The organism is Acidithrix sp. C25 (assembly GCF_904848545.2).
The window spans coordinates 653,133-675,180 of sequence record NZ_CAJHCI020000002.1; the positions used below are offsets into that span (position 1 = coordinate 653,133).

Here is a 22,048-nt window from a genome sequence, read left to right on the forward strand (position 1 = left end):
CATTGCTGCGGCGTGACCCGAAGTCTTACGCGTCATGCGGGACCTTCAAGGTCTTGGACCAGCGGCGACGTCTCAGAAATTCTGGTGAGCAGCTGTTGCACGGATTCATCGTCAGTGTCCGCGTTGAGAAACATGTCAACTTGTAGACCCTGAACCGGCTCCAAGTAGTAGGACTTAGTCGTCACGAGGTTGGAGTGACCTAGCAATTGCTGTACCAACACCCAAGGGTCGCCAAATAGGTGCCGGTACTCAAGGCGCTCTCGCTCGCTCAATCCAAGACGCCTGTCGAAGTTGTGAATAAGCGTGACCAACATGCGGAGGGCGAAGGAGTGACGAAGCATGTGCGGATGGCAAGTGATTGGGACGCCCTGTGTGGCACATCGACTGCTCGCGCCAGCGAACACCGCCTCCCAGGTCAGATAAGGCATCGGAGCTCCGGCCTCCGTTAGCCACAAAGAGAGCGGCTCGACGCCGTCGTCAGTCTGTTGGAAGAGGCATCGGCGGATCTCGCTGTCCAGCTCATTGATGTTCGTGCGTTCGGATCGCCCACGACGGTTTTCCATGGTTAGATCTCCACGAGCGTTCATCTGAGTAACTAATCGCCGCTCGGCGATTTCCTCGTAGCGCCCAGAGACCTGAGCACGTCGAACCGCTGCGGCCCTAGTCGTCATGACGTAAGCGTCAATGCGCCGCAGGGCACTGCGCGAGACCCAAAAGTCGCGACCCCTACCTTTCGCGACTGCCTCAGCGACGTGTCCGCGAACGTACTGGTCTGCGGGTTGCGCTGTCGGTAACTCGGTAAGCAACACCGAGCCAGCCTCTCGCAATCGCAGCCCGCTGGACCACATCAGCTCGCACATCGAGACATTGCGATCGTCGTTGCGACCTCGCCACGAACTGTCCAGCAGGCCATCCCCGTTGTAACCACCAAGCCCGACATCGCGCCAGCGCCGGTAGGCGCGGGGAGTAAGCCACTTGACCTTCACGGATCGCACGTTCGTCGGCTGGAGCTGCGCTCTTGTCGCCACGTCACCACGCCGATCACGATACGTCGTCGTCAGCACAGGACTCGCTTCGATGACACCGTGGTCAACTTGCCACTTGTAGAAGCGACCACAGGCAGCCAGTTCGCGGGCAAACTTGGCGCCACTCACTCGCTGAAGGTTATCGGCGTCACGCCGACGCCAGTATTCGTAGTCGAGCAGGCTGTCGTGCGTGGCATCTCGCCAAGTCGTGCCCTGTCGCTCCAGGAAGGAGAAGAACACCTTCAGGTCCATTGCGTACGACCACCGAGATGCCGGAGCCAATCTCTTGAAGCTTGAACTGGTGAAGTACGCCACCACGTCGCTATCGACAGTTCCGTCTGGCCGCAACAGGAACGGCAGTCCGGGAATGATGCCTAGCCCCTGCTCAACCTCTTCGAGGTTATCCCATTCGTCAAGCAGCGACGAGCTGTAGCTCCCTCTCCACGTCGAGCGCTGCGCCCGGCAGAGCCGCCAGTCCGTCTTTTCTAAGTCCTCCGTCACTGCAACACATTATATCACAACACAGTGACATTACAAGGAAGGGTGGATTACCCACGATTACGTCGAACTTCATCCCTAAATCCTTCCAAACGGCTGTGCGCCCTGCCTCGTGAATGAAGGCATATGCATAGTTGTCTCGATTATCTCGCTCCATCTGCGTCTTTGAAGCCGAGCACTCTCGGCACTTTCCATTGACGTAAGTATGTTCAACTCGCTCGAACCAAATGTTGCCGCTGCTCGTTGGCATTTGAACCACGGAGTGGACGCTGGCTGCATCTTTAGAGCAATACAGGGTTCGGCGAGACATCATCGAGGTAAGTTCCGTAATGGCGATACCGAAAACTTGGTTCTCGAGAATGTGTTGAAGTCGTTCTTGGTCATCAGGAATCTCATCGGCAAGTCCCGACATCAATCGCCTAGTTATCTCGCGAAGAAATACGCCTGTCTTACAGCCTGGGTCAAGCCATCGCAAAGATGCATTGCTCCATACTTCTGCCGGGAGAAGGTCGAGCACCTGGGTCACAACTCGTGGTGGAGTGAATACTTCGTCGCTAGAGAGGTCAGAGATAACTTCTAAGATATCGGGTGCTTTGGAAGATACAAGGTCGTTCATCATGAAGCTCGTTTCCCACTAGTGCGCCCACGCTTCACCGTGACCCGATACGTCTCTACTTGATGTAGCTCAGAAATATTTCCAGTCCATAAATGCTTTGGAGGTGTTGCGCCGAACAACGAAACGGTATCGCCTACCTCGGCTTCGGCGCCCTCCATAACCGCACCAAGAGTGGTTATGGAAATCGAAACTTCTGCACACTCCGGGTTCCAGCTGTATTCGACGAGCGGAATCTGTGCCCTATCGCTCGGTCGACCGTCGGCTCCGAACGGCAGCATGTTGCCAACCTGGACGTTTCGTTCGACTATCCATTTTGCTGACAACAGGATTGGATTGTCACTTTCAAGCTTCTCGTCGAGACACTCTGCATGCCAGTCGGAAAACACCCGTAGAAGTCTCTCTCTTGCACCGATCTCGTGGCCAGGGGTTCCTCCGATGACATTATCGGGAGAAATATCCACCCCGTAAATCGACGCCAGAGCCTCAAGTGCGAGAGCGCGAGTTACTTCTATCTGTTGGCGATCTGCGACAACGGCTGCGGCGCTCATGACTGCATATAACTTCTTAGTGAGAATTGCGACGAGAAAATTACCGTCCCCACAAGCTGGCTCTAAAAATGTCTGAGCAGGGTGGGGGTGCCAAACGTCTGCGGGGAGCAGATCCAACATATCTTGGACGATCGCAACAGGGGTGAACACCTCACCCAAGTCTCGAACTCGTTCTGTGGACTTGACTAGGCGCTCAGGTATCTTCTCGAGACCTGAGGGTGAAGCGGATTTCGATCTCGGCTCGCCAATTTCGGGATCGCCGTGCTGCGTGTCCTTCACGGGGTATCCCTCATTTCTTCCGTTTCTGCATCCTGAGTTATTGAACGAGTATCTTCGTCATCAATATCATCGACACACAATTGTATCAGCGCGGGAATACTCGTACCCAGGCGAACAGAAGTCGTAGTGGGGCGGTTGGAACTGCCGAGATGCCCCGACGTCCGGAGGGTGAGATAATCGTTTGTGCCGCTCCAGCGCACTCCTCGAGTAGTGGTGCTCCGTGTCAGCTGGGCTCTTGGGGCGTAGAGCATCTTCGCACGGAGAATATCAAAGCTGTATCCCTTACCCATGTGGTTGACGATCTTGATGAGTGCGTTCATCGACTCCGTGAGCGCGTTGGTGTACCTATAGTCAAAATACGCGAAGATCTCGTCATGCCAATTCGTGAGTGCAGTAAGAAGTGGTTTAAATGCTGGAAGTAGTCCTGGGGTGAGGTTCGACTTCCAATCTTCAAGGGCAGTTTCAGCCGCAGTTCGAGTCGCACAAGCATAGATATCAAAGAATGCTTCTTTAGACGCATGGGCTATGGCCAACGAGGGGTACTTGTCGAAAATTTGATCGAGCTGAAGGCTTTGAGACTCATCAAGCTCCGATCGCCGATAAAGCATCAGGAACCGATCTTGTTTCAGTTGGATGCGGTCGCTCTGGCTCAAAGTTGCTCGGTGAGCTTTTCGAATCGTCTCTAGAGCTTGATTCGCCATTTTCACGACATGGAACTTATCAATGACGACCTGGGCATCGGGGAGGTGCTTGCGGACTCCGTCGCGGTAGGGACGCCACATGTCCATCGTGACCACTTGTATCACCTGGGCATCGGGTAGAGAGGAAAGATAAGCATCAACCGTGTGGCGATTCCTTTTCTCGAACATCTCGATGATCGTTTTCTCCAAAACGTTGGTAACCACTAAGTGATAGCCACTGCGAGTGTGAACCTCGTCAATGCCGAGTACCGTAGGGGTCTGCACTGTTGGGCCGCTCTGCAGGTGAGGCAAGTAATCGTTGAAGACGTTACGAACCGTCTTTTCATCTACTCCGACTTCGCGCGCAAGCTCATAGAACGTGTGGGTTAGCGCCTTCCGCTCAAGATAACTCCGCAATCTGGTCGTTATCGAGCGCTGATGGTCGAAACCATCTGGGAGGTTGAAATACGTCGCTGAGCATTGCTTACACCTGTATCGCTGACGCTCAAGGTCAACGACAACTTTGACTCCTCGCACGGGCAGATCGATATAGCGTTGAACCTTTGTTCCATGTCGGAAGGGACGCAGGTCTCCACACTTCGGACATGGTGGAGCCTCATGGATAGATCGCCCTTCCACTAACCGAATTCCCTCGTTGAGTTCAGTTCGAATACCGTGAACGCTGGGTAGATCTAAAGAAAAGCTTGGAGCACCCCTGTCTGGTGAGTCATCAGCTGATAGCGGCATAAGCAGATCATAACGAAGGGCTGTTACACGCGATCGTCCGTTGTGAATTATCACGGCAAGCAGGAGTTGGAGCGACCTTTCCACACGATAATCCGCTTACCCGGATAAAGTAGTCCCCGTCCCTATGAGCGCTAGTCGAAATTCCCGACAAATCACTACCTGTGTTGGGTTCCGTCATTGCTATTGCTATCACCGACTCACCAGCCACGATAGATGGCAGCCACCGCTCCTTTTGTTCATCATTGGTTAGATCTGTAAAATATGGCAGGACGACATCATTTTGAAGGCTCAAAGCGAGTGCAACCCCCGCATAACCTCCATTTGAAAGGCCACGATTCAAGATTGCGTTGTAGCGAAAGTCATTGACTCCCGCGCCACCATACTCCTCTCCGACACCAAAAGCCAATAAACCCTGCCGGCCTGCCTCCAAAAAGAGAGTTCGGTCGATTATACCTTGCTGCTCCCATCTTTGATAGTGCGGCTCAACACTTCGAGCTATAAATACCTCAACGATCTCACCAAACGCCTCGTGCTCAGCGTCATAGTCGACATTTGAATTATTCTTCATTTCAATCCTCTAAATCCAATCATGGGAATGACAATTGCGATCGAAGCTGTTCAGTTCCTTTTAGGTTTCGACCCTTTGGTAGCAACCCTAGCTTTGATAGGAGCCTTCATAAAAGCTTTTAACTATATAGATGAAGGAAATGATGGAGCGCGCTTTTCGCGCAACGCCGCCACACCTTCTACGACATCCGGACCCATAAAGGTCAACATCTCATATGCAGCAGAGGTATCAAAGATCTGCCCCGCATTACGCAACCATCCATTTATTGCTTTCTTGGTCAACCTAATCGCATCTTGCGAGCCCTTAGCCAACCCATCGGCGACGCGTAACGCCTCATCTAGGACCTCTTGTTTTGGAAGCGCTTTGGAGACCATTCCAATCCTCTCCGCCTCCTCACCCGTGATCATCTCTCCTGTAAGAAGGTAGTAACGCGCTCTTGCTATCCCTCCAAGCAATGGCCACAAAATTGATGCATGATCTCCCGCCGCCACGCCGAGCTTCACGTGTCCATCACCTATCTTGGCATCTAGAGCACAGATTGAGATATCAGCCAAGAGTGCAACCACTGCACCGGCACCGACTGCCACTCCATTTATGGCCGATATTATGGGCTTCTCGCAGTTGATTATGTTGTAAACCATATCGCTCATCTCACGCAACATGTGATTTACTCTCTCATAGTTACCGGCCATATTCAAGACCATATCCAGATCGCCTCCGGCGCTAAAAGCCTTTCCCGATCCAGTAATAACTGCAACTTTTGTTAAATGATCCTCAGAAACATCCCGCCATATTCGCGCTAGCTCACCGTGGCCAATTTCATTAGTAGCGTTAAATTTCTCAGGTCTATTTATAGTTATTAACAGTACTCCATTTTCTTTTCGTTCGAATAAAAGATACTCATACTTCGAAAAATACATAAAACCTCAACCTTACTTTAGAACTCTATAGTTGTCTGCGAGATGAACATCGCTAACCCATAATTAATAGAACACTTAGAACCAGAGATAGATATCATCGATGGAGGTCTTAAACCATATCTGCAATTGAACTTCGATCATAGGTATCTCCGCAAATAAATAATCCAACGGGTAAGATAGCATAAAGTCATCGTTGCGACCAGTCCAAAAGAAATATCCAAACCATTGATTCGACAAAACGGGTCAAACTGGACGAAAAAGAATCTAAAATCAGGATCGAATCCAAGACAAAGGTCTTCCTTCAGTAAGATTCCAAACAGTCATGGAAACAATTACAGCCTTAAAAATATGCATCATTAATCGGTCTTTTTATCAAAAATAGCGTCATATTTAAAATCCACCGAACGGCAATCAGAAAAACTAAAGGCAAAAATCATGCAATCATATCCGCGATGTCCATAGATCGGCCTGACGCCAACAGACTTTAAATTGACAACTTCACCGAAAATGACAGCACTAATTATGATTTTCCAACATAATTAATTAGTCCATCCTCATCAAGGAGTGTGTAAAACGACAGAAACTAACCCAGAAAAAACATGACAATTTCGCAAAAGAGTAGTTGTCCGCGATTCTCTTTGAATAAGCAACTTTAGTAATAATCAATAGATCATAAAGGATCGATCTACATTATCTTAAATATTTAAATATCTAATCATACCCTTGCGACCGAACGCAAAAAATCCAAGTACCGCTTAGCGAGGACGTCCCAGGAGAAGTTTTGCCGTATATAACGCTTGCCATTTTTCGCCAAGAGGTCGCGATATTTTCTATTCTCCAACAAAACATGAAGAGATTCCTCGAATGTCCCATAATCCTCAAAAGACAATGCACCCCTTGAAGAACGAGCCAGTTCGTAAGTTGCAGCACAATCCCTATTGACAATTACAGCCTTGGATGCATTCCAAGCTTCAAGAAGGACAATACCAAATGACTCATATGCTGATGGAGATATCACAATCGTGGCCTTTTCCAACAGCTCCGCCTTGTCCGCTTCCGAAACCTCTCCCAAGTATCTCACATCCACAAATCCCGGACCGGCCTCTGAAATCGCACCCGCGAACACAAGTTGCACTCCACTTCGGTTGCGAACCTTGTATTCATGAAAGAGTCTTGCCAGAAGCACCGATCCCTTTTTCGCTTCCACGCGCCCCAAACAAAGGATGAACTCCTTCCCGTTCAATCCAGACCGCTCACACACATTACCCCTGAGACCTTCATAAGTCCGAAAACCCATGCCAAGATCGATACTCTTCTTGGAGGCGACTCCAAATCGCCGCTCGACGATGGCGCGCTCGGCATAAGTATGATAAACAAGACCCTGAACCTTAGCAAATACATCTCTGTAGATAGCTAGATCTATAATCGGCTCATCGTGAGCTGCAGGATGAAGGACGCTGGGTACTGGACAACTGAGTACTCCCTGTACCGTTGTATGGTAGAGGTAGGGATAAAAAACTACAACATCAGAGTCACAGGTTGCTATCGACTCAATAAGTTGATTTGATACTGGCCCTTGCCAATTGATCAAATCCAATGATTCTTGTCGGCTAAAAGACTTAGGCGCTGACAGCATCCTTCGCGAAATATATTCAAAGTCGCTTCTACGGCCAGCATCGATGGAGAATCGTTCAATGGAGACATTGTTTAGCAACGACGATCCCGGGGAAGGTTATTCGACCAATCAAGATGAGATAAAGCCGTGGTAGTAAGGACATTTACCTCTAGCTCTTCGCGTGTTGCCAAGGCTTCAGCCAACATCCGAGCCGCATTTTCTGCTCCGCCAAATACTTCTTTGCCATAACGTGGAACTACAAAAGTTACTCTAAACTTCGACGAATGCATCGATCAATCTCTACTCGAGTTGACCAATGGTTGCGAGCCTAAAATACCATTGGAGCCTTTATCGGCTATGAGCGAAGATGGTCTTGAAAAATCTCCTAGCCCATCAAGACCACATTCCGAAAGTAACTTCTCTAAAACTTTATCCAAGATAGCTACAGTCTCAGAAGGAGCAAGCTCCATAAGGCGACTTCGACCAAGTTCAGCCATCGCGCTCGAAAGAGAATATGAGTTGGTGATCTCATGCGCCCAAGAAGCAACTACTATCGGATCCCGAGTATCTAGGACAATGCCACCCTTGCCCACAGTCTCTGGAACCGCCGCCTTACCATAAGCTAGAACTGGCAATCCATGAAACATTGCCTCCACGAGCGGCATGCCAAACCCCTCGTGTTCAGAAGCAGATATAAACAAATCCGCCATTGCATAAAAGCTCGCTAGCTCTTTAGGTGATACACCAAGGACAAAGTTTACCCTTTTGTCTAGCCCCAATTCGACGGCGAGGCGATAGAGAGAGTCCAAATAGGCTGGATATGTTGGACGACCGACAATGTGCAGCATCGCATTGTCACCATAGATTTCTCTATGTGCACCAAGAGCCATTATTAGGTGTTCTTGTGCCTTATTGGGAACGATTCTTCCCACAAATAACCAATTAGAAAAACCCCTCTGATTGATATCCCAAAGCATCCGCTCAACTGCTGGGTCTCGTTCACCCATAAAATCAGAGGTGTCAAAGATTATAGGAACCTGTTCTACATTTGCGTATCCGCATTCAATCATATCGTTGCCATTGAAGCGGGAAGGAGCAATTCCCATTGTCGATCTTCGAGCGAGCAAAGAGAGCTCTGCGCGAGCTTGCTCCTGCCCAACCGCCCCAAGGAGATCGTAAGGCGCAAAGTAGGAGGCGGGAGTCAAATTTTGATATAGAACCACAACCCTATTGGGCAGCGAATCCAAAAATATAGGAATCGGTGAAGAAGTAGCTAGGTGATAGATGAGTATATCTTGGGGATCCATCACCTTCAGATAGTCGCTATAGAAATAACCTTCCTCACCTGAAAAATTTTCAACGAGATAGATCCTAGAGTCAATGCCAACTTCCCGAATACGTCGTGTGATCGCTAACGCATTGTTAGAGGTACCATCGCCCCGCGATAGAACTGGTATAAATTGATGAATTCCCGCCACTACTGGGTCCTACAATCCAAAATTATCTGCCAACTAAAACTTATTAATAATTGCCAGGAAGCAATCAAAAGCTAATTAGCTCCTTATAAAAACAACGGAACCAAAATCCATAGGGTAAGTAAAACACTACGCACCTTACGGCTGGCGAGACGCAAACTAATTATCGGGCTTGTTCTCTTTGATACCAAAATCCGCCAACGAAGATAAAGGCGAGACTTTAGTATTATTCGCAATCACTAAACAGCCACAGCCATCCTTTGCTTCCACGACCTTCACGTGAGAAAACCCGAGTTTGGTCAAGATCGAGGTCCAAGTCGAACTAGAAAATGGGCGACCGATAGACAGATCAAACTCCATATGGTTCTCGACTTTGGAAAAGTGCTCCATCGTGGAACTCACGAGAATCAATTTGGACCCTTGATTTAACACTCTTTTCGCTCCAAAAAGCAAAGCGGTCTTTTCTTGAATTGATCCCCTATCTACAATTCCGCTTACCACCAACCCATCAAGAGATGAATTGCCGACTGCCAAGAGGTGCTCAAGGATGCTACTTTGGCGAACATCATAAGAAGCCAACTCGCCTAGATCCAAGAACTCCGTCCTAGTCTCGATCCCATAAAAATCCTTCTTCTCAGAGGCAAGTGCCTCAAGCACTTGCGCTCTTCCAAATTCGGCGACCAGGATTCGACCATTGACGTTTGTGAGTTCGCCCACAATCTCATCAACCAATGAAGCATGTAAGACCAATGATGCGGTTACTCCGACGATATCGAGCTTGGGCGATTCAATGGTAACGGCCTTTTCCTCTAACGCAGTCAAACGATGATCGACTACCGTCAAAAGCCGCATTAAATTCGATGTAAAATTATTGAATTGTTGTGCCATGTAATTGAGGTACCAGGCCATTGCCATACGTAATACCTTTTTTACATAGGAAACTCCCGGCTTAGACGATCCAGTGGGCACATCTACATCCATGTAGGCAACACGATCGGTGATAAGAAGTATCTTTTCGAAGTCCGCTTTAGAGTGCCCACTTCCAATTGGCTTTAGCGACTCATAGTAGCCATTTACGCGAGCCAAAAGAGAAGGTGGATATGCGCCAGAAGCCCTAAGGGTTTTTACGCGGGAATCGATCTTAGCCTGCATCTCCTCCACGAATGCGAGCGCCTCGGCCGTTTCGGTGCTTTCATTTGTAATCGCTACAGCTTCCGCGAGATATCCCTGCACCCTCTCGCTGGAAAACTCTGGATCAACTTTGCTGGTCTCGTTATCTTGAGATCGTGGTTCTGCCTTGCCCAAAACGATTTCCCACCTTATCCGCCTAAACATTTGCTCATTAAAAGCATATGTAGGAAGTTTAGTTGAAGCGCCACCAGAACAATTGGCCCTATTTGTCTTCTCCTGGATAAAGGGGCACAAAACCAGAATCAAGTAAGACTATGACTTGGTTAGAAGGTTCAAAGACGCCACCTTGTGAGATCATTAAATTTACCCAAAATCTGTTATCTTTCCAAAGCTGAGCTATCAGGAACTTTTATTACAAAAGGCTTCAACTGAGAAAGCCGCCGATTCATAACGAGAAACGCGCTACGGGACAATAATCTACGCCCAACGCTGACCTCGCCGAATCATTACGGCTTAGTCAACGTTGGGCGCATTATCAAGGCAACCAGATATCAAAAGCTAGGGATACTATTCGTGTTTTCTAAGCTCTCGGCGGGCGATAGTCATGCGATGCACCTCGTCTGGACCATCGGCCAGCCTCAATGTCCTTTGACCGGCGTACATCCTTGCCAACGGAGTATCCTCGCTAACGCCAGCGCCCCCGTAAACTTGAATAGCACGGTCAATCACCCTAAGAGCAACATTAGGTGCGACCACTTTGATCTCAGAGACTTCGGTTCGCGCCCCTTTATTTCCAACGGTATCCATCAGCCAAGCTGCATACAATGTCAAAAGCCTAGCTTGGTCAATCTCTATTCTAGAATCCGCAATCCAAGTCTGAATTGTGCCTTGCTCTGCCAAAGTTTTACCAAAGGCCACTCTGCTTCGTGCTCGCTTGCACATAAGTGCTAAGGCTCTCTCTGCGGCACCTATGGAACGCATCGTGTGATGGATGCGCCCTGGTCCTAAACGAGCTTGAGCAATTGCGAAACCGCTACCCTCTTCTCCAAGAAGATTCGATATTGGAACCCGGACGTTGTCGTAGTGAATCTCTCCGTGGCCCTCCCTGTCGGTATAGCCAAATACCGTCAGGTCTCTGATCAACTTAACCCCAGGGGTATCCAGAGGTACCAAAATCATAGATTGCTGCTGATAAGGAGAGGCCTTGGGATCGGTCTTACCCATAACTATTGCCACTTTACAACGCGACGATGAGGCTCCAGAAGACCACCACTTGCGCCCATTTATAACGTATTCGTCACCATCTCGGGTAATCGAACATTCGATATTGGAAGCATCACTCGAGGCTACCGCTGGTTCGGTCATAGAAAAACACGATCGGATCTCGCCATGAAGCAGTGGCCTCAACCACTCTTCCTTCTGTTCCTCTGTTCCAAACATTGTGAGGATCTCCATATTCCCCGTGTCTGGAGCGGCACAATTGATCGCTTCTGGTGCCAAATGGCTACGCCCTGAAATCTCCGCAAGTGGCGCATAGTCGAGATTAGAGAGTCCCTCGGTCCATTCAGTCTTGTGTGGCAAAAACAAGTTCCACAGACCTCGCGAGCGAGCTTGGCTCTTCAAATCTTCAATTATCGGAGGATAAAAATGAGGATCACCAGAGCTTCTCATTTGCTCCTCGTACACCTCTTCAGCTGGGTATACAGCTTCGTCCATGAAGGCCAAAAGACGATTTTGTAGGTCCTTTGCCTTCGGGCTATATTCAAAATCCATAGTCATTACCCCGGATATATCAGTCTCTTACAGATCGAAGCATACAACCAACACAAAGGTTCGTTTGGGTAAATCTGAATTCGATCAAATTAGTTAGGAGATCTCAATAAGAAAAGTTACAGAGAAAGATTACATAACCATGACATCCCTGTATCAAAGGCAAAATCACTAGCGCGTAACTCAGAATCAAGCGCGTAATCAAAAAACTGCCGACCCCAAATCAAGACAAGGCAAATTTAATCCAAAAAAAACGGCCAACTCCTCTAGGCTGTGCCAATGTTCGATCGTAGGAAGAAAGAGCTAGCGCCAATAATTTCCAACCACTCGAACAAATCAGCCACCCTAGACTTTGGACCTCAAGCAAAAGGCAACATTTGTGATCTCAATGATGGCTAAAACGGCCTTCAAGTCGAAATAGTGTTCGAGCTAGGGCTATATCCATGTGGCAAAGTATCTCCAAATTTGGAGTCATTTGAGCTTAGACCATACCGCCGTCATAGCAGAGACAAAAGTCATAGTATCCTGAGCACCCGATATCGCATATTTATCTTCGATCAAATAGAAGGGCACACCGCTTACACCAATCGAGGCAGCAAAAGATTCGTCTCGTCGGACCTCTATGGCAAACTCATCGCTCCGTAAAACTTCACTCACACGCGAGAAGTCCATTCCAGCGCGACTGGCCATGCTAGCGAGTTGTTCATGATCCGAAATCAATGCACCATCTTCGAAGTATCCTTTCATCAAAGATTCCACCATCTCTTCTCCAAGGCCACTTTTGATGGCCAACTGAACCAGACGGTGAGCATCGAAGCTATTTGTAGGCGACATCTTCTCAAAGTCGAAGTCAATTCCAAGTTCCACGCCAATATTTAGAAGATTCTCATTGAAGCCCCTAGCCTCTTCGAGCGTAACGTTGTACTTTTTCGAAATCAGCTCAACAATCGATGCACCTGAATAAAGTTGCGCACCTGGGTCGAGCTCGAAGCTTCTATAGGAGATAACGACATCGTCACTATGGTCGAAATAGGTAAGCGCCTCATCTAGTCGCCGACGCCCAACGAAACACCATGGACAGACTATATCTGCGAAGATCTCGATTTTCATTTACACGTCCATAATTGTCATACTTATTTCTAATAAAGATAACTAAGCATACGGTTCTTTTAGTCCATTGATCAAAATAATCATCGTTGCTCAGCGCGCTTGCCCTAGTATTAAATTACTCAGAGCCGTCACGGCACCAAGCGAGGTGGGAGTCTGGAACTTTCTTTAGTCAAGATTCACAAAATGAGATAAAATCAACTCGTAGATCTATAGTCAACTCTGATATCAAGGTACCAATTGCAATCAACCGTTACAAGATTCCTTACGAATTGATAATGACCCGAACAAATCAGACCCATCAACCCCAATTTGCACTAACGGTCGACCTGGCGATCTTTACCGTGAATTATGGAAAACTCTGTGTGCTTTTAATTTGCAGAGGCGAGGATCCTTTCTCGAATTACTGGGCACTTCCAGGTGGATTTGTCCTTCCCGAAGAAGATGTTGAAGATGCCGCCCGGCGCGAACTCACCGAAGAAACTGGGTTAGACGCAAGTGAAATGCACCTCGAACAACTAGGAACCTACGGCAACCCAAAGCGTGATCCCAGGATGAGAGTCGTCTCAGTAGCACACGTGGCTCTTGTGGCAAACTTAGATCGACCAGTTGCGGGAGGAGATGTGTCTCAAGCAAAGTTTTGGCCCGTGGATTCACTGGCACTTGGACGCGGTGACAAGGCAGAGAGGATCCCGCTGGCTTTCGATCATGACACTATTGTCACGGATGCTATCGAACGCGTTCGATCAAAATTGGAATACACAACACTAGCGACCGCATTCGTAAACGAGCCATTCTCACTAGCCGACATCCGAGGAGTTTACGAGGCAGTTTGGGGCAAGGCTCCTGATGTTGCCAACTTTCGACGCAAAGTGCTCTCAACCAAAGGGTTTGTCCTTCCTGCTGGCAAGGCGGGAGTCCCAGGAAACCGCGGAGGCAGGCCCGCTGCTCTTTATCTTCGGGGGTCAGCAACTCACCTTCACCCACCAATTTTACGCTCTGAAATCAACACCTAGCACGGGAAGTCCAAAAGAGTCCGTAAAAGTTTCAAAGACCAACTATTACATACGCAAACCACGCTTTTGCGATCGGTCTCAAGCAAAGCTGCTGTTCATCGAACAAATCTTCAATAAGAGAGTAATAAAAAGAGGTCTCATTGCAAACTCCAAAGAGTCGAGGCACCTTTTCGCCCATCGTCCCCGATGGTGTTTTTTGGTACATGGCTAAAAATAAGAGGCTCAAGAAGAGGCGTGCTCCGACTGCAATAAAGATTCGTCGGGGAGTCAAACTCTGTGGGTCTAATCAATTCGTCATAAGAAGATCATCCTTATTCATCAGAAAATTAGATCAACGCTCTAATTGGAGGGGACATTAGTGTTTCGGTCCATCATGGAAGTAAAAACCGCTAGCCATAATACTTCAGGACGTTTTGAAACGCTTCAACCGAAGCTGGCTTTGTAAATCATTGATCCAAGGCAATTGACACAAATATGCTTTTTGATCCGACAGATTGAAAATTCGAGCAATCGATCCAAAAAAGCCAAGCTAGAAAGAACGATCAGGAGAACCGAAAAATAGCAGCTTCTGGATCCTATTTTATAAGCTTGATGACATTGAACATTGGCAGATATAGTGAGATCACCATAGAACCGACGACCCCTCCCAGGACCACAATCAGGACCGGCTCCAAAAGTGATGAAAGTGATGCAACCATCGCCTCGACTTGCTCGGCGTAAAAGTTCCCTATTTTGGCCAACATTGTATCAACTTCGCCAGTCTCTTCCCCTACTGCCACCATCTGTGTAACCATAGGAGGAAATATATCATGTTGAGCCATTGTCGTCGAAAGTGAAACTCCCTGTTTCACACCGTTTTGCATTGCAGAAATAGCGGATTCAAAACGCGTATTATTAGCTGTTCCCTTGGTGATATCGAGTGCCTCCAGAAGCGGAACTCCCGATCGAACTAACGACGATAGTGTACGACAGAATCTAACCACCGCTGATTTATGTAGAAGTTTGCCGAAAATCGGCACCTTCAGAACCAACTTATCCTTTACAATCCGCCCCTTTTCGGTGCGAATATACCTACGTAATAGGTATATGAGGAGAGCGACAACTAGTGCCACTTCCAAAAAGTAGGAAACCATGATATGGGAGATGTCAAGCAATATCAATGTTGGGGTCGGAAGCGTGCCATGCAAGGATGCAAAGATCGACTTAAATTGAGGAACTACAAACAGAAGCATCGCCGTCAAAATCAAAACAACCAAGATCAACACCGCAACAGGATAGGTCATCGCCGATTTAATCTTGCGACGAATCGAGGCTGCATTCTCTAAAGTGGTGGCCAGATCGAGAAGAACGCGATCCAAAACACCACCGACTTCGCCGCTTCTCACCATCGACACAAAGAGACGATCGAAGATCTTTGGATGCATAGCCAAAGCAACCGAGAGCGATGAACCCCTCTCGATCTCCTGTCGAATCTTGACTAGAGCAGCCGCTAGTGTCTTATTTTCAACCTGAGTTGAAAGAATTACAAGCGAGCGCACCAACGGCAAGCCCGCTGAAATCATAGTTGCAAACTGTCGGGAAAATGTTGCTAAATCGTCAGCACTGACACGATCAGAGATACCAGGAATCCGAATCTCCATCGAGAGAGCAACCGTATTCTTGGATTTGACTGAAACGGGAAGATAGCCCATCTCATGAAGGCGTTCGGCTACCCTGCCTTCACTCTCTGCATCGATCACACCGGATATCTTTCCGCCGGTCTTTCGATCACGTGCTTGGTATTCAAAAGTCTTCACAACCGCACCTTCAAATATCTCGGGGAATATTCCACACTTACTCTTTCGACCGCTTGGAATGTGAACCTGTAATAAAAACCCGAAATCGCATCACCACGGATCTCAAAAATTCGTATCGACGCTATCAATACCGTTGTAAAATCGTTTATGCTTTCGCATCTCCAAGAAAGGTCATCTTAACCAAAATCTGCCAGTTGCTCTAGTGGAGACAGCTAGATCCCCCGTTTTTACTAAGGCTATCGCTCAACCTAAAACCCCCCAGAGACAGATAATCCAACTCCTCCGCGAGAAAAACGCTGGAATAGCGTTTCTGATCCAAAAGTCAAGCTTGGCACCTCGAAAATGCTATAACCACTCAAAAAGAGTCACCACGGCGATTTCAAGATATAGCCGTAGTCCTTGTGACAAAAGTGAAAAGTTTTTTATCACTCATAGATTGCCACTATCGACGTTACGACAGCCTTGTGTCTTGGGACGGACAACCACCCCTGATATCGCTTTGGTAGATCAGCTTTGGCTGAATTCTTGGACTATTTTGGGTAACTTGATAGATGCGAATCTTCGTGTCAGTGATGTTATAAATCCATAACCACTCAAACCAACGCCATCGGATCAGCTCCTCAACCCAACAGAGCAAAATGAAGGTGGCTTATCTACCAAAACAAGGAGTCAACTTGACAAGCAAGGCAAGATCCTCCGCTACAGGATCAAAATATTATCGATCGACTCTCTTTCTGGTCCCGTTGACATGCTTAGTGCAAACCCCTACCTATCTCCGATGGGTACCCAGATTTTAAAGACGCGTCTTAGAGTCAAACGCCATTTCCACCCAAAAGCGCCAAGATGGTCTTAAGCGCCCCTGCGTAGCTGAGAAGGGGAAGAGTTGGAAGAAGAGAGTAGCCTGCGGAGTTCGTCGGGGTTCGAAGAGCCCCTCAGTGCCGCTTCGGGCGTTACCGTTCTAGCCCTTACAAGCTGAGCGAGCGCCACTTCCATGGTCTGCATGCCAAAGGCTCCACCGGCTTGCATGGATGAATAGATCTGGTGGATCTTTGCCTCTCGAATCAAATTGCGTATAGCTGGAGTAATTACCAATACCTCCGCTGCAACCGTCCGGCCATGCCCGCTTGCCAGCGGTAAGAGTTGCTGAGTAACGATCCCTTGAAGGCTCGAAGCAACTTGTACTCTGACTTGGGATTGCTGATGCGATGGAAAGACATCTATAATTCGATCTATAGCCTGTGGGGCGTCCTGAGTGTGAAGGCTCGCATATACAGCATGACCAGTCTCAGCGGCAGTGAGCGCCATTGAGATCGTCTCATGATCGCGCAACTCACCAACTAGTATGACATCGGGATCCTGACGTAATACATGACGTAACGCTTCCGCAAAGCCAAAGGTGTCCTCGCCAACTTCTCTTTGATTGATCAACGCCTTCTTGTGGCTATGCAAAAACTCAATCGGATCCTCGACCGTGACTATATGGCACTCACGGGATGCATTTATACTATCAACGAGCGAGGCAAGTGTAGTTGACTTGCCTGAGCCAGTAGGGCCGGTGACCAAAACCAAACCCCTTGGGATATCCGCAAATGAAGAAACGACCTTAGGTAAACCCAAACTTTCCAGAGTGGCGATCTTGTCGGGAATCGATCGCATAACTGCACCCAGACTGGAGCGCTGCATGAATACATTTACCCTAAAACGCCCAATTCCCGCAACGCCATAGGAAACATCAAGCTCACGGCTGGCTTCAAAGCGATCCCGCTGCGAATCAGTGAGTATGGAATAGATCAATTCCCTTATAGTTTGCGGCTTTAGAATTGGATATTGATCGAGCCTTATCAGTCGACCATCAACCCTTATTGTGGGACTCGCCCCAACGGTCAAATGGAGGTCTGATCCTCTTTGGTCGGATGTAACTCGCAATAATTCAGCAATTGAGGGTATCGACGCATCCATTCGCGCCATCGATACTAAACGATCCGAAACGCCAATTGATTTAGAATCGGATTCACCTTGAGAAAGAGGATTTGACTCCTCGAACTCTTTAGATATCGCCGATCCAAAGATCGAGGTGGCAATCTCCACCATTGATGATCGAGATACTTGGACCATATCAATGCCATAGCCGACCAAGGCACTCTTGAGCTTCGAAATCACACCGTCAGAGTAAGGATCCAAAGTCGAGATCTGCAGCCTCCCGTCGACGACCAAGAACGGGACCACCCAGAATCGTTTAAACAACTCCAAAGAGGCGAGCTTATCCACCATTGAAGATCGAACCACAGAAGGTCCATCGCTATATTTTACGGAGTTGGATTCAGAGACGGTGGCCAAAAGATTATCATGAGACAACTGAAATTCTCGAGCCACAATGTCTACGAATTCAATCACACCCGAAGAATCTTTGGTTAGTCCCTCCAAGCGATCCGGATCTGAGATCCCATTCCGGACTAATGCTGCAATCGCCTTTGTCTTATCTAGCACCTAGGTCTAATCCTTGACTCATGAAACAACTCTAAATATCTCATCCAAAGTTGTATTTCCGCCTAAAACCTGCCGCAATCCAGCAACCTTCATGGGTATCATTCCTTTGGCCATTGCCAAATCGCGAATATCATGGCTATTACCATTCCCAGCAATAAGACGCTCTACGTCATCAGTTACCACGAGAACTTCATGAATTGCAAAGCGTCCCTTGTAGCCCGTATTAGAACAAACACCACATCCCTCGGCCTTGTACAAATTCGGAGGTACTTCAAGCCCCCAGCGATCAAGATTAAGAGGAGCGAGCTCAGCTCTAGTTGGTGCATAGGCCACTTTGCAATTATCACAGAGACGCCGCGCTAGACGTTGAGCCACAATGCAGTCAAGTGCGCTTGAAACCAGATAGGGCTCCACGCCCATCTCAATCAAGCGAGCAGGAGTGGATGCCGCATCATTTGTGTGAAGAGTGGACAGAACTAGGTGGCCAGTTAGCGCTAACTCCGTCGCGATAACCGCAGTCTCTTGGTCTCGAATCTCGCCAACCATGACGATATCTGGATCTGAACGCAAAATCGATTTCAGGGCTGATGCAAAGTTGAGGCCAGCCTTATAGTTGACTTGAACCTGGTTGATGCCTGGAATTCTATACTCAACCGGATCCTCAACCGTAATCAAGTTTTTCTCTGGCGAATTCAAGACATTCAGCGTTGCATATAACGTGGTGGACTTACCAGAACCGGTAGGTCCAGTAACTAAAATTGTTCCGTAGGGCTTTTTGAAAGAGGCTTGATAGAGCGCTAAGGAGTCCGACAGAAACCCCAGATCTGCCAAGTCCATCATCGCAGTAGCGTTCTCTAAAATTCGAAGCACTACCTTCTCGCCATAATTGGTTGGAAGGGTAGCAACTCGAAGATCAATCGATCGGCCCCCAATAACTCCTGAAATCCGCCCATCCTGAGGCACTCGCCGCTCGGCAATATTAAGATCCGCCATTATCTTGATGCGTGAGATAATCCCTGCTTGCAGATTCTTTGGAAGCATCGACACTTCGTGAAGCACTCCATCAATACGATGCCGAAGCCTAACTCCATCTGCTTGTGGCTCCACATGAACGTCGCTAGCCCGATCATTTACCGCTTGAGCAATTGTCGCATTTACTAACTTTACGATCGGTCCTTCTTCGGCCACCTCTTTGAGTGCAGAGGCATTTTCATTACTAGACGAATCGGCAACCTCAGCGGCCGCTATGGCATTTGCCTCTACGGATTCATTTCCGATTCCAACCATACGATCGATAGTTGAAAGCACGGCAGTTCTTGAGGCGACAACAAGGACAATATCCCTACGAATATATGCTCGAAAGTCGTCAATTCCCTGCACATTGTTGGGGTCGGCCGCTGCCACCACCACCCGCGCATCCCTAAATGAAATAGGAATCATCTCATGCTTGACTGCAAGATTACGTGTTATCAAAGATGAAGCAGCTGGGTCAACGGATATTCTATTTAGATCTACGAATTCTAGCCCCAAACGTGTAGCTAGGATCTTTCCAAGAATGGCTTCGTCGACTAAGTTGTTCTCGATCAATACCCGTGACAGGGGTACGTTACGCCTTCTCTGTTCGTCTGCAGCCTTGTGAAGGTTCTCCTCCGAGACCACGCCATCTTGAAGCAAAAACCGAGCTAAGGGGGAAAGGATACCACCTACCCCACTCTGGCGAGCGCTTTGATTACGTTCTAACTGCGTTGAAGGTGGGACCGGGAAAGTCATCAACTTCATTTTCGTCAGTTACTAACCAAAACTTCAACACTATTTGTGAAGTCGAAGCGAATACTCAGCTTCGGCGCAGAGTTTCGGCTTTGGCCGCAGCTCTCATCTCTTCAAGCGGCGGCTCAACTCCCGTCCAAAGTTCAAAGGCTATCTTTGAAAGTTGCACCAACATAGAGACTCCTGAGCCACCTTCTAAATGCTTGGACGCAGCCACTTCCATCAGGGGTGTCTGCACCGGATAATAAACTATGTCGTAGACAAATTGACCAGATGAAAGCTGGTCAGGGGTGATAGGACTCAAACCACTAAGTTGAGTACCAGCCATTCCAACCGGGGTCGCATTGATTACGATATCGGCTCGCGCAATATCGGCGGGGACTCCCACAAAGCCTACTGATCCAGCTAGCTCTGCTGCAACTGCAGCTGTCGAGAGGTTTCGCGACACCACGTATACCTCACCAACCCCAGCCTCACCTAGAGCTAGGCAGATCGCCCGTCCGGCACCGCCGCTACCGATCACTGCCACAGATTTGCCTTTAACTGAAATACCATGATCTTCTCGAAGAGCTTCGACCAAAGCTGGGCCATCGGTAGAATCACCAATGAGCTGATCACCTTTTCGATAGACCACATTTACACTCTGCAGTAAACGAGCACGCTCTGTTACCGAATCGAGAAAAGGTATGATCTCCTTCTTGAGAGGCATTGTCACCGACAGTCCCTGGATCCCAAAGATACGCACGGCCGCCATCGCGCTCTCTATATCTTGGCGTGCGACCTTAAAACCCACATATACGATGTCCAAACCCAAACGTCTTATAGCTGCATTGTGAATCACCGGAGAAAGCGAATGATCCACAGGGTCACCTATTACGGCTAAAACTTTAGTGGCTCCGGTGGGCCAGGCCCACGATGATAGGTGAGCCTCAACTTCAAAATTTGTCATCCTAGCCCTCTCTGGCCAGCTAAAGCTTCATTAGCTAACTGCTGACTATAGGTTGTTGAAAATGCCTCTGCTCCATTTGAGCTAACAGTTACGAAATATATCCACGGCCCACTTGCAGGATTTAGCGCTGCGTGAATAGCGCTTTCTCCAGGAGCGCTGATGGGCGTTGGTGGCAATCCAGGATTCAAATAAGTATTATACCGGGTAGCCACCTTAAGTTGTTGATAAGTAGGCGAACCACCAGTCAAGCCAAGTCCATAGAGAACAGTCGAATCAAACTGCAGGTTCATCGGTATAGCGAGCCGATTGTATATCACCCTAGCAACCTTGGCGTAGTCCCCACTCAACAAAGCTTCACGCTGAATCAAAGATGCGACTATCAAAACCTGATAGGCGCTGATGGAATCAAACCTGGTGCTTGGCGATAGACCTGCCTGAGAAGCAACTTTTGTGGTCTCATCCAGCATCTCTTGGATCAATTGACTATCGGGCTCATTTGGAAGAACAAAATATGTGTTAGGGCTCAAAAGACCCTCCAAATTTGTCGAACCAGGAGGAAGAAATGGACTTTTAAAGTTGCCCTTCGATAGAGCTTTATCAAAACTCTTGAGGCTATGACCTGGAATTTTAGCAACTTGATGAGCTATTTGAGCTACGGTCATCCCTGGAATGATGGTCAGGCGATACTCATTGGCGCCACCTCGAAAGACCGAAATTACAGCTTTGGCCGACTCATTCTTATGAAAAGTATACTCACCTGGAAGAAGGGAAGGAGGAGCATTTAGCTTCAGGTAAATGTCGAAATAAAAACTAGAACGAATCACTCCTAACCCTGCGAGTTCACGTCCGACAATAGAATAATTATCTCCGCTCTTTATCAAAAGATTCACGACCGAACCTTTAATTGCTCCAGATATCCCTCTTTGGTAAGAAGACCAAGCTAGGAAAGCGCTAATTATCACGATAAACACTATGGAGAGGATGCCAATGATGACCTTACCCCTAAGGGTCACTCGACGCCTTTTAGTAAGGTCGTGGTCTTCTACAACCAAAA

The 22,048-nt window shown here is 48.1% G+C and carries 18 protein-coding genes and 1 pseudogene; 1 reads left to right on the top strand and 18 read right to left on the bottom strand.

Translation table 11 applies throughout. The features are described from left to right. Window positions 1–32 precede the first annotated feature (32 nt). The 13 genes and pseudogenes from ACIDITHRIX25_RS95975 to ACIDITHRIX25_RS96035 all read right to left on the bottom strand — a co-directional run bounded on the left by ACIDITHRIX25_RS95975 (window position 33) and on the right by ACIDITHRIX25_RS96035 (window position 12,982). Window positions 33–827, bottom strand: a complete 795-nt coding sequence (locus ACIDITHRIX25_RS95975; protein WP_249685736.1) for a site-specific integrase — start codon at window positions 825–827, stop codon at window positions 33–35. A 321-nt stretch (window positions 828–1,148) separates the two neighbouring features. Continuing rightward, window positions 1,149–1,277, bottom strand: a pseudogene (locus ACIDITHRIX25_RS95980) (hypothetical protein); the annotation flags it as partial. A gap of 160 nt (window positions 1,278–1,437) precedes the next feature. Further along, complete coding sequence (locus tag ACIDITHRIX25_RS95985) at window positions 1,438–2,142, bottom strand: Eco57I restriction-modification methylase domain-containing protein (RefSeq protein ID WP_201733244.1); 705 nt, start codon at window positions 2,140–2,142, stop codon at window positions 1,438–1,440. Next, on the bottom strand, window positions 2,139–2,966 hold the full coding sequence (locus tag ACIDITHRIX25_RS95990) for a DNA methyltransferase family protein (RefSeq protein WP_201733245.1): 828 nt from the start codon (window positions 2,964–2,966) through the stop codon (window positions 2,139–2,141). The genes ACIDITHRIX25_RS95985 and ACIDITHRIX25_RS95990 overlap by 4 nt, the downstream gene beginning before the upstream one ends. Continuing rightward, window positions 2,963–4,477 (bottom strand): ISL3 family transposase, encoded by a 1,515-nt coding sequence (locus ACIDITHRIX25_RS95995; RefSeq protein ID WP_201733246.1) that lies wholly within the window; start codon window positions 4,475–4,477, stop codon window positions 2,963–2,965. The genes ACIDITHRIX25_RS95990 and ACIDITHRIX25_RS95995 overlap by 4 nt, the downstream gene beginning before the upstream one ends. Beyond that, on the bottom strand, window positions 4,401–4,961 hold the full coding sequence (locus ACIDITHRIX25_RS96000; protein WP_201733247.1) for an acyl-CoA dehydrogenase family protein: 561 nt from the start codon (window positions 4,959–4,961) through the stop codon (window positions 4,401–4,403). The genes ACIDITHRIX25_RS95995 and ACIDITHRIX25_RS96000 overlap by 77 nt, the downstream gene beginning before the upstream one ends. 122 nt (window positions 4,962–5,083) lie before the next feature. After that, complete coding sequence (locus tag ACIDITHRIX25_RS96005) at window positions 5,084–5,881, bottom strand: enoyl-CoA hydratase/isomerase family protein (RefSeq protein WP_052604161.1); 798 nt, start codon at window positions 5,879–5,881, stop codon at window positions 5,084–5,086. A 715-nt stretch (window positions 5,882–6,596) separates the two neighbouring features. Next, window positions 6,597–7,595 carry a glycosyltransferase family 4 protein gene (locus ACIDITHRIX25_RS96010; RefSeq protein WP_201733248.1) on the bottom strand — a complete coding sequence of 333 codons (999 nt, stop codon included), beginning with the start codon at window positions 7,593–7,595 and terminating at the stop codon, window positions 6,597–6,599. Beyond that, complete coding sequence (locus tag ACIDITHRIX25_RS96015; RefSeq protein ID WP_201733249.1) at window positions 7,589–7,786, bottom strand: hypothetical protein; 198 nt, start codon at window positions 7,784–7,786, stop codon at window positions 7,589–7,591. Before ACIDITHRIX25_RS96015 ends, ACIDITHRIX25_RS96010 begins: the two co-directional genes overlap by 7 nt. Window positions 7,787–7,789: 3 nt before the next feature. Beyond that, a complete protein-coding gene (locus ACIDITHRIX25_RS96020) occupies window positions 7,790–8,974 on the bottom strand; it encodes a glycosyltransferase family 4 protein (protein ID WP_052604159.1) in 1,185 nt (394 codons plus the stop codon). A 156-nt stretch (window positions 8,975–9,130) separates the two neighbouring features. Further along, on the bottom strand, window positions 9,131–10,276 hold the full coding sequence (locus ACIDITHRIX25_RS96025; RefSeq protein WP_201733250.1) for a hypothetical protein: 1,146 nt from the start codon (window positions 10,274–10,276) through the stop codon (window positions 9,131–9,133). A 393-nt stretch (window positions 10,277–10,669) separates the two neighbouring features. Further along, window positions 10,670–11,875, bottom strand: a complete 1,206-nt coding sequence (locus ACIDITHRIX25_RS96030; RefSeq protein ID WP_200891155.1) for an acyl-CoA dehydrogenase family protein — start codon at window positions 11,873–11,875, stop codon at window positions 10,670–10,672. Window positions 11,876–12,343: 468 nt separating this feature from the next. Then, the gene (locus ACIDITHRIX25_RS96035; protein WP_201733251.1) at window positions 12,344–12,982 is read right to left on the bottom strand and encodes a DsbA family oxidoreductase; all 639 of its coding nucleotides are present in this window, start codon (window positions 12,980–12,982) and stop codon (window positions 12,344–12,346) included. Window positions 12,983–13,257: 275 nt separating this feature from the next. On the opposite strand from ACIDITHRIX25_RS96035, the gene ACIDITHRIX25_RS96040 reads away from it, so the two are divergent. After that, the gene (locus ACIDITHRIX25_RS96040; protein ID WP_052604198.1) at window positions 13,258–13,995 is read left to right on the top strand and encodes an NUDIX hydrolase; all 738 of its coding nucleotides are present in this window, start codon (window positions 13,258–13,260) and stop codon (window positions 13,993–13,995) included. Between the two features lie 575 nt (window positions 13,996–14,570). Here ACIDITHRIX25_RS96040 and ACIDITHRIX25_RS96045 read toward each other — a convergent pair. The 5 genes from ACIDITHRIX25_RS96045 to mltG form a co-directional block, all read right to left on the bottom strand. After that, the gene (locus ACIDITHRIX25_RS96045; protein ID WP_201733252.1) at window positions 14,571–15,791 is read right to left on the bottom strand and encodes a type II secretion system F family protein; all 1,221 of its coding nucleotides are present in this window, start codon (window positions 15,789–15,791) and stop codon (window positions 14,571–14,573) included. A gap of 849 nt (window positions 15,792–16,640) precedes the next feature. After that, a complete protein-coding gene (locus ACIDITHRIX25_RS96050) occupies window positions 16,641–18,278 on the bottom strand; it encodes a type IV pilus twitching motility protein PilT (protein WP_201733253.1) in 1,638 nt (545 codons plus the stop codon). An 18-nt stretch (window positions 18,279–18,296) separates the two neighbouring features. Then, window positions 18,297–20,048, bottom strand: coding sequence for a GspE/PulE family protein (locus ACIDITHRIX25_RS96055; protein WP_201733254.1), 1,752 nt, complete (start codon window positions 20,046–20,048; stop codon window positions 18,297–18,299). 64 nt (window positions 20,049–20,112) lie between these two features. Beyond that, window positions 20,113–20,994, bottom strand: coding sequence for a shikimate dehydrogenase (gene aroE / locus ACIDITHRIX25_RS96060; protein WP_052604153.1), 882 nt, complete (start codon window positions 20,992–20,994; stop codon window positions 20,113–20,115). Further along, window positions 20,991–22,046: an endolytic transglycosylase MltG gene (gene mltG / locus ACIDITHRIX25_RS96065; RefSeq protein WP_201733255.1), complete on the bottom strand. Its 1,056-nt coding sequence runs from the start codon at window positions 22,044–22,046 to the stop codon at window positions 20,991–20,993. Before mltG ends, aroE begins: the two co-directional genes overlap by 4 nt. Window positions 22,047–22,048: the final 2 nt, after the last annotated feature.

What these genes read in the sequence shown, in the direction of transcription:
- ACIDITHRIX25_RS95985 (WP_201733244.1), bottom strand. Translation starts at nt 2,142, where the DNA reads ATGATGAACGACCTTGTATCTTCCAAAGCACCCGATATCTTAGAAGTT.
- ACIDITHRIX25_RS96000 (WP_201733247.1), bottom strand. Translation starts at nt 4,961, where the DNA reads ATGAAGAATAATTCAAATGTCGACTATGACGCTGAGCACGAGGCGTTT.
- ACIDITHRIX25_RS96030 (WP_200891155.1), bottom strand. Translation starts at nt 11,875, where the DNA reads ATGGATTTTGAATATAGCCCGAAGGCAAAGGACCTACAAAATCGTCTT.
- ACIDITHRIX25_RS96035 (WP_201733251.1), bottom strand. Translation starts at nt 12,982, where the DNA reads ATGAAAATCGAGATCTTCGCAGATATAGTCTGTCCATGGTGTTTCGTT.
- ACIDITHRIX25_RS96005 (WP_052604161.1), bottom strand. Translation starts at nt 5,881, where the DNA reads ATGTATTTTTCGAAGTATGAGTATCTTTTATTCGAACGAAAAGAAAAT.
- ACIDITHRIX25_RS96055 (WP_201733254.1), bottom strand. Translation starts at nt 20,048, where the DNA reads ATGACTTTCCCGGTCCCACCTTCAACGCAGTTAGAACGTAATCAAAGC.
- ACIDITHRIX25_RS96015 (WP_201733249.1), bottom strand. Translation starts at nt 7,786, where the DNA reads ATGCATTCGTCGAAGTTTAGAGTAACTTTTGTAGTTCCACGTTATGGC.
- aroE (WP_052604153.1), bottom strand. Translation starts at nt 20,994, where the DNA reads ATGACAAATTTTGAAGTTGAGGCTCACCTATCATCGTGGGCCTGGCCC.
- ACIDITHRIX25_RS96040 (WP_052604198.1), top strand. Translation starts at nt 13,258, where the DNA reads ATGACCCGAACAAATCAGACCCATCAACCCCAATTTGCACTAACGGTC.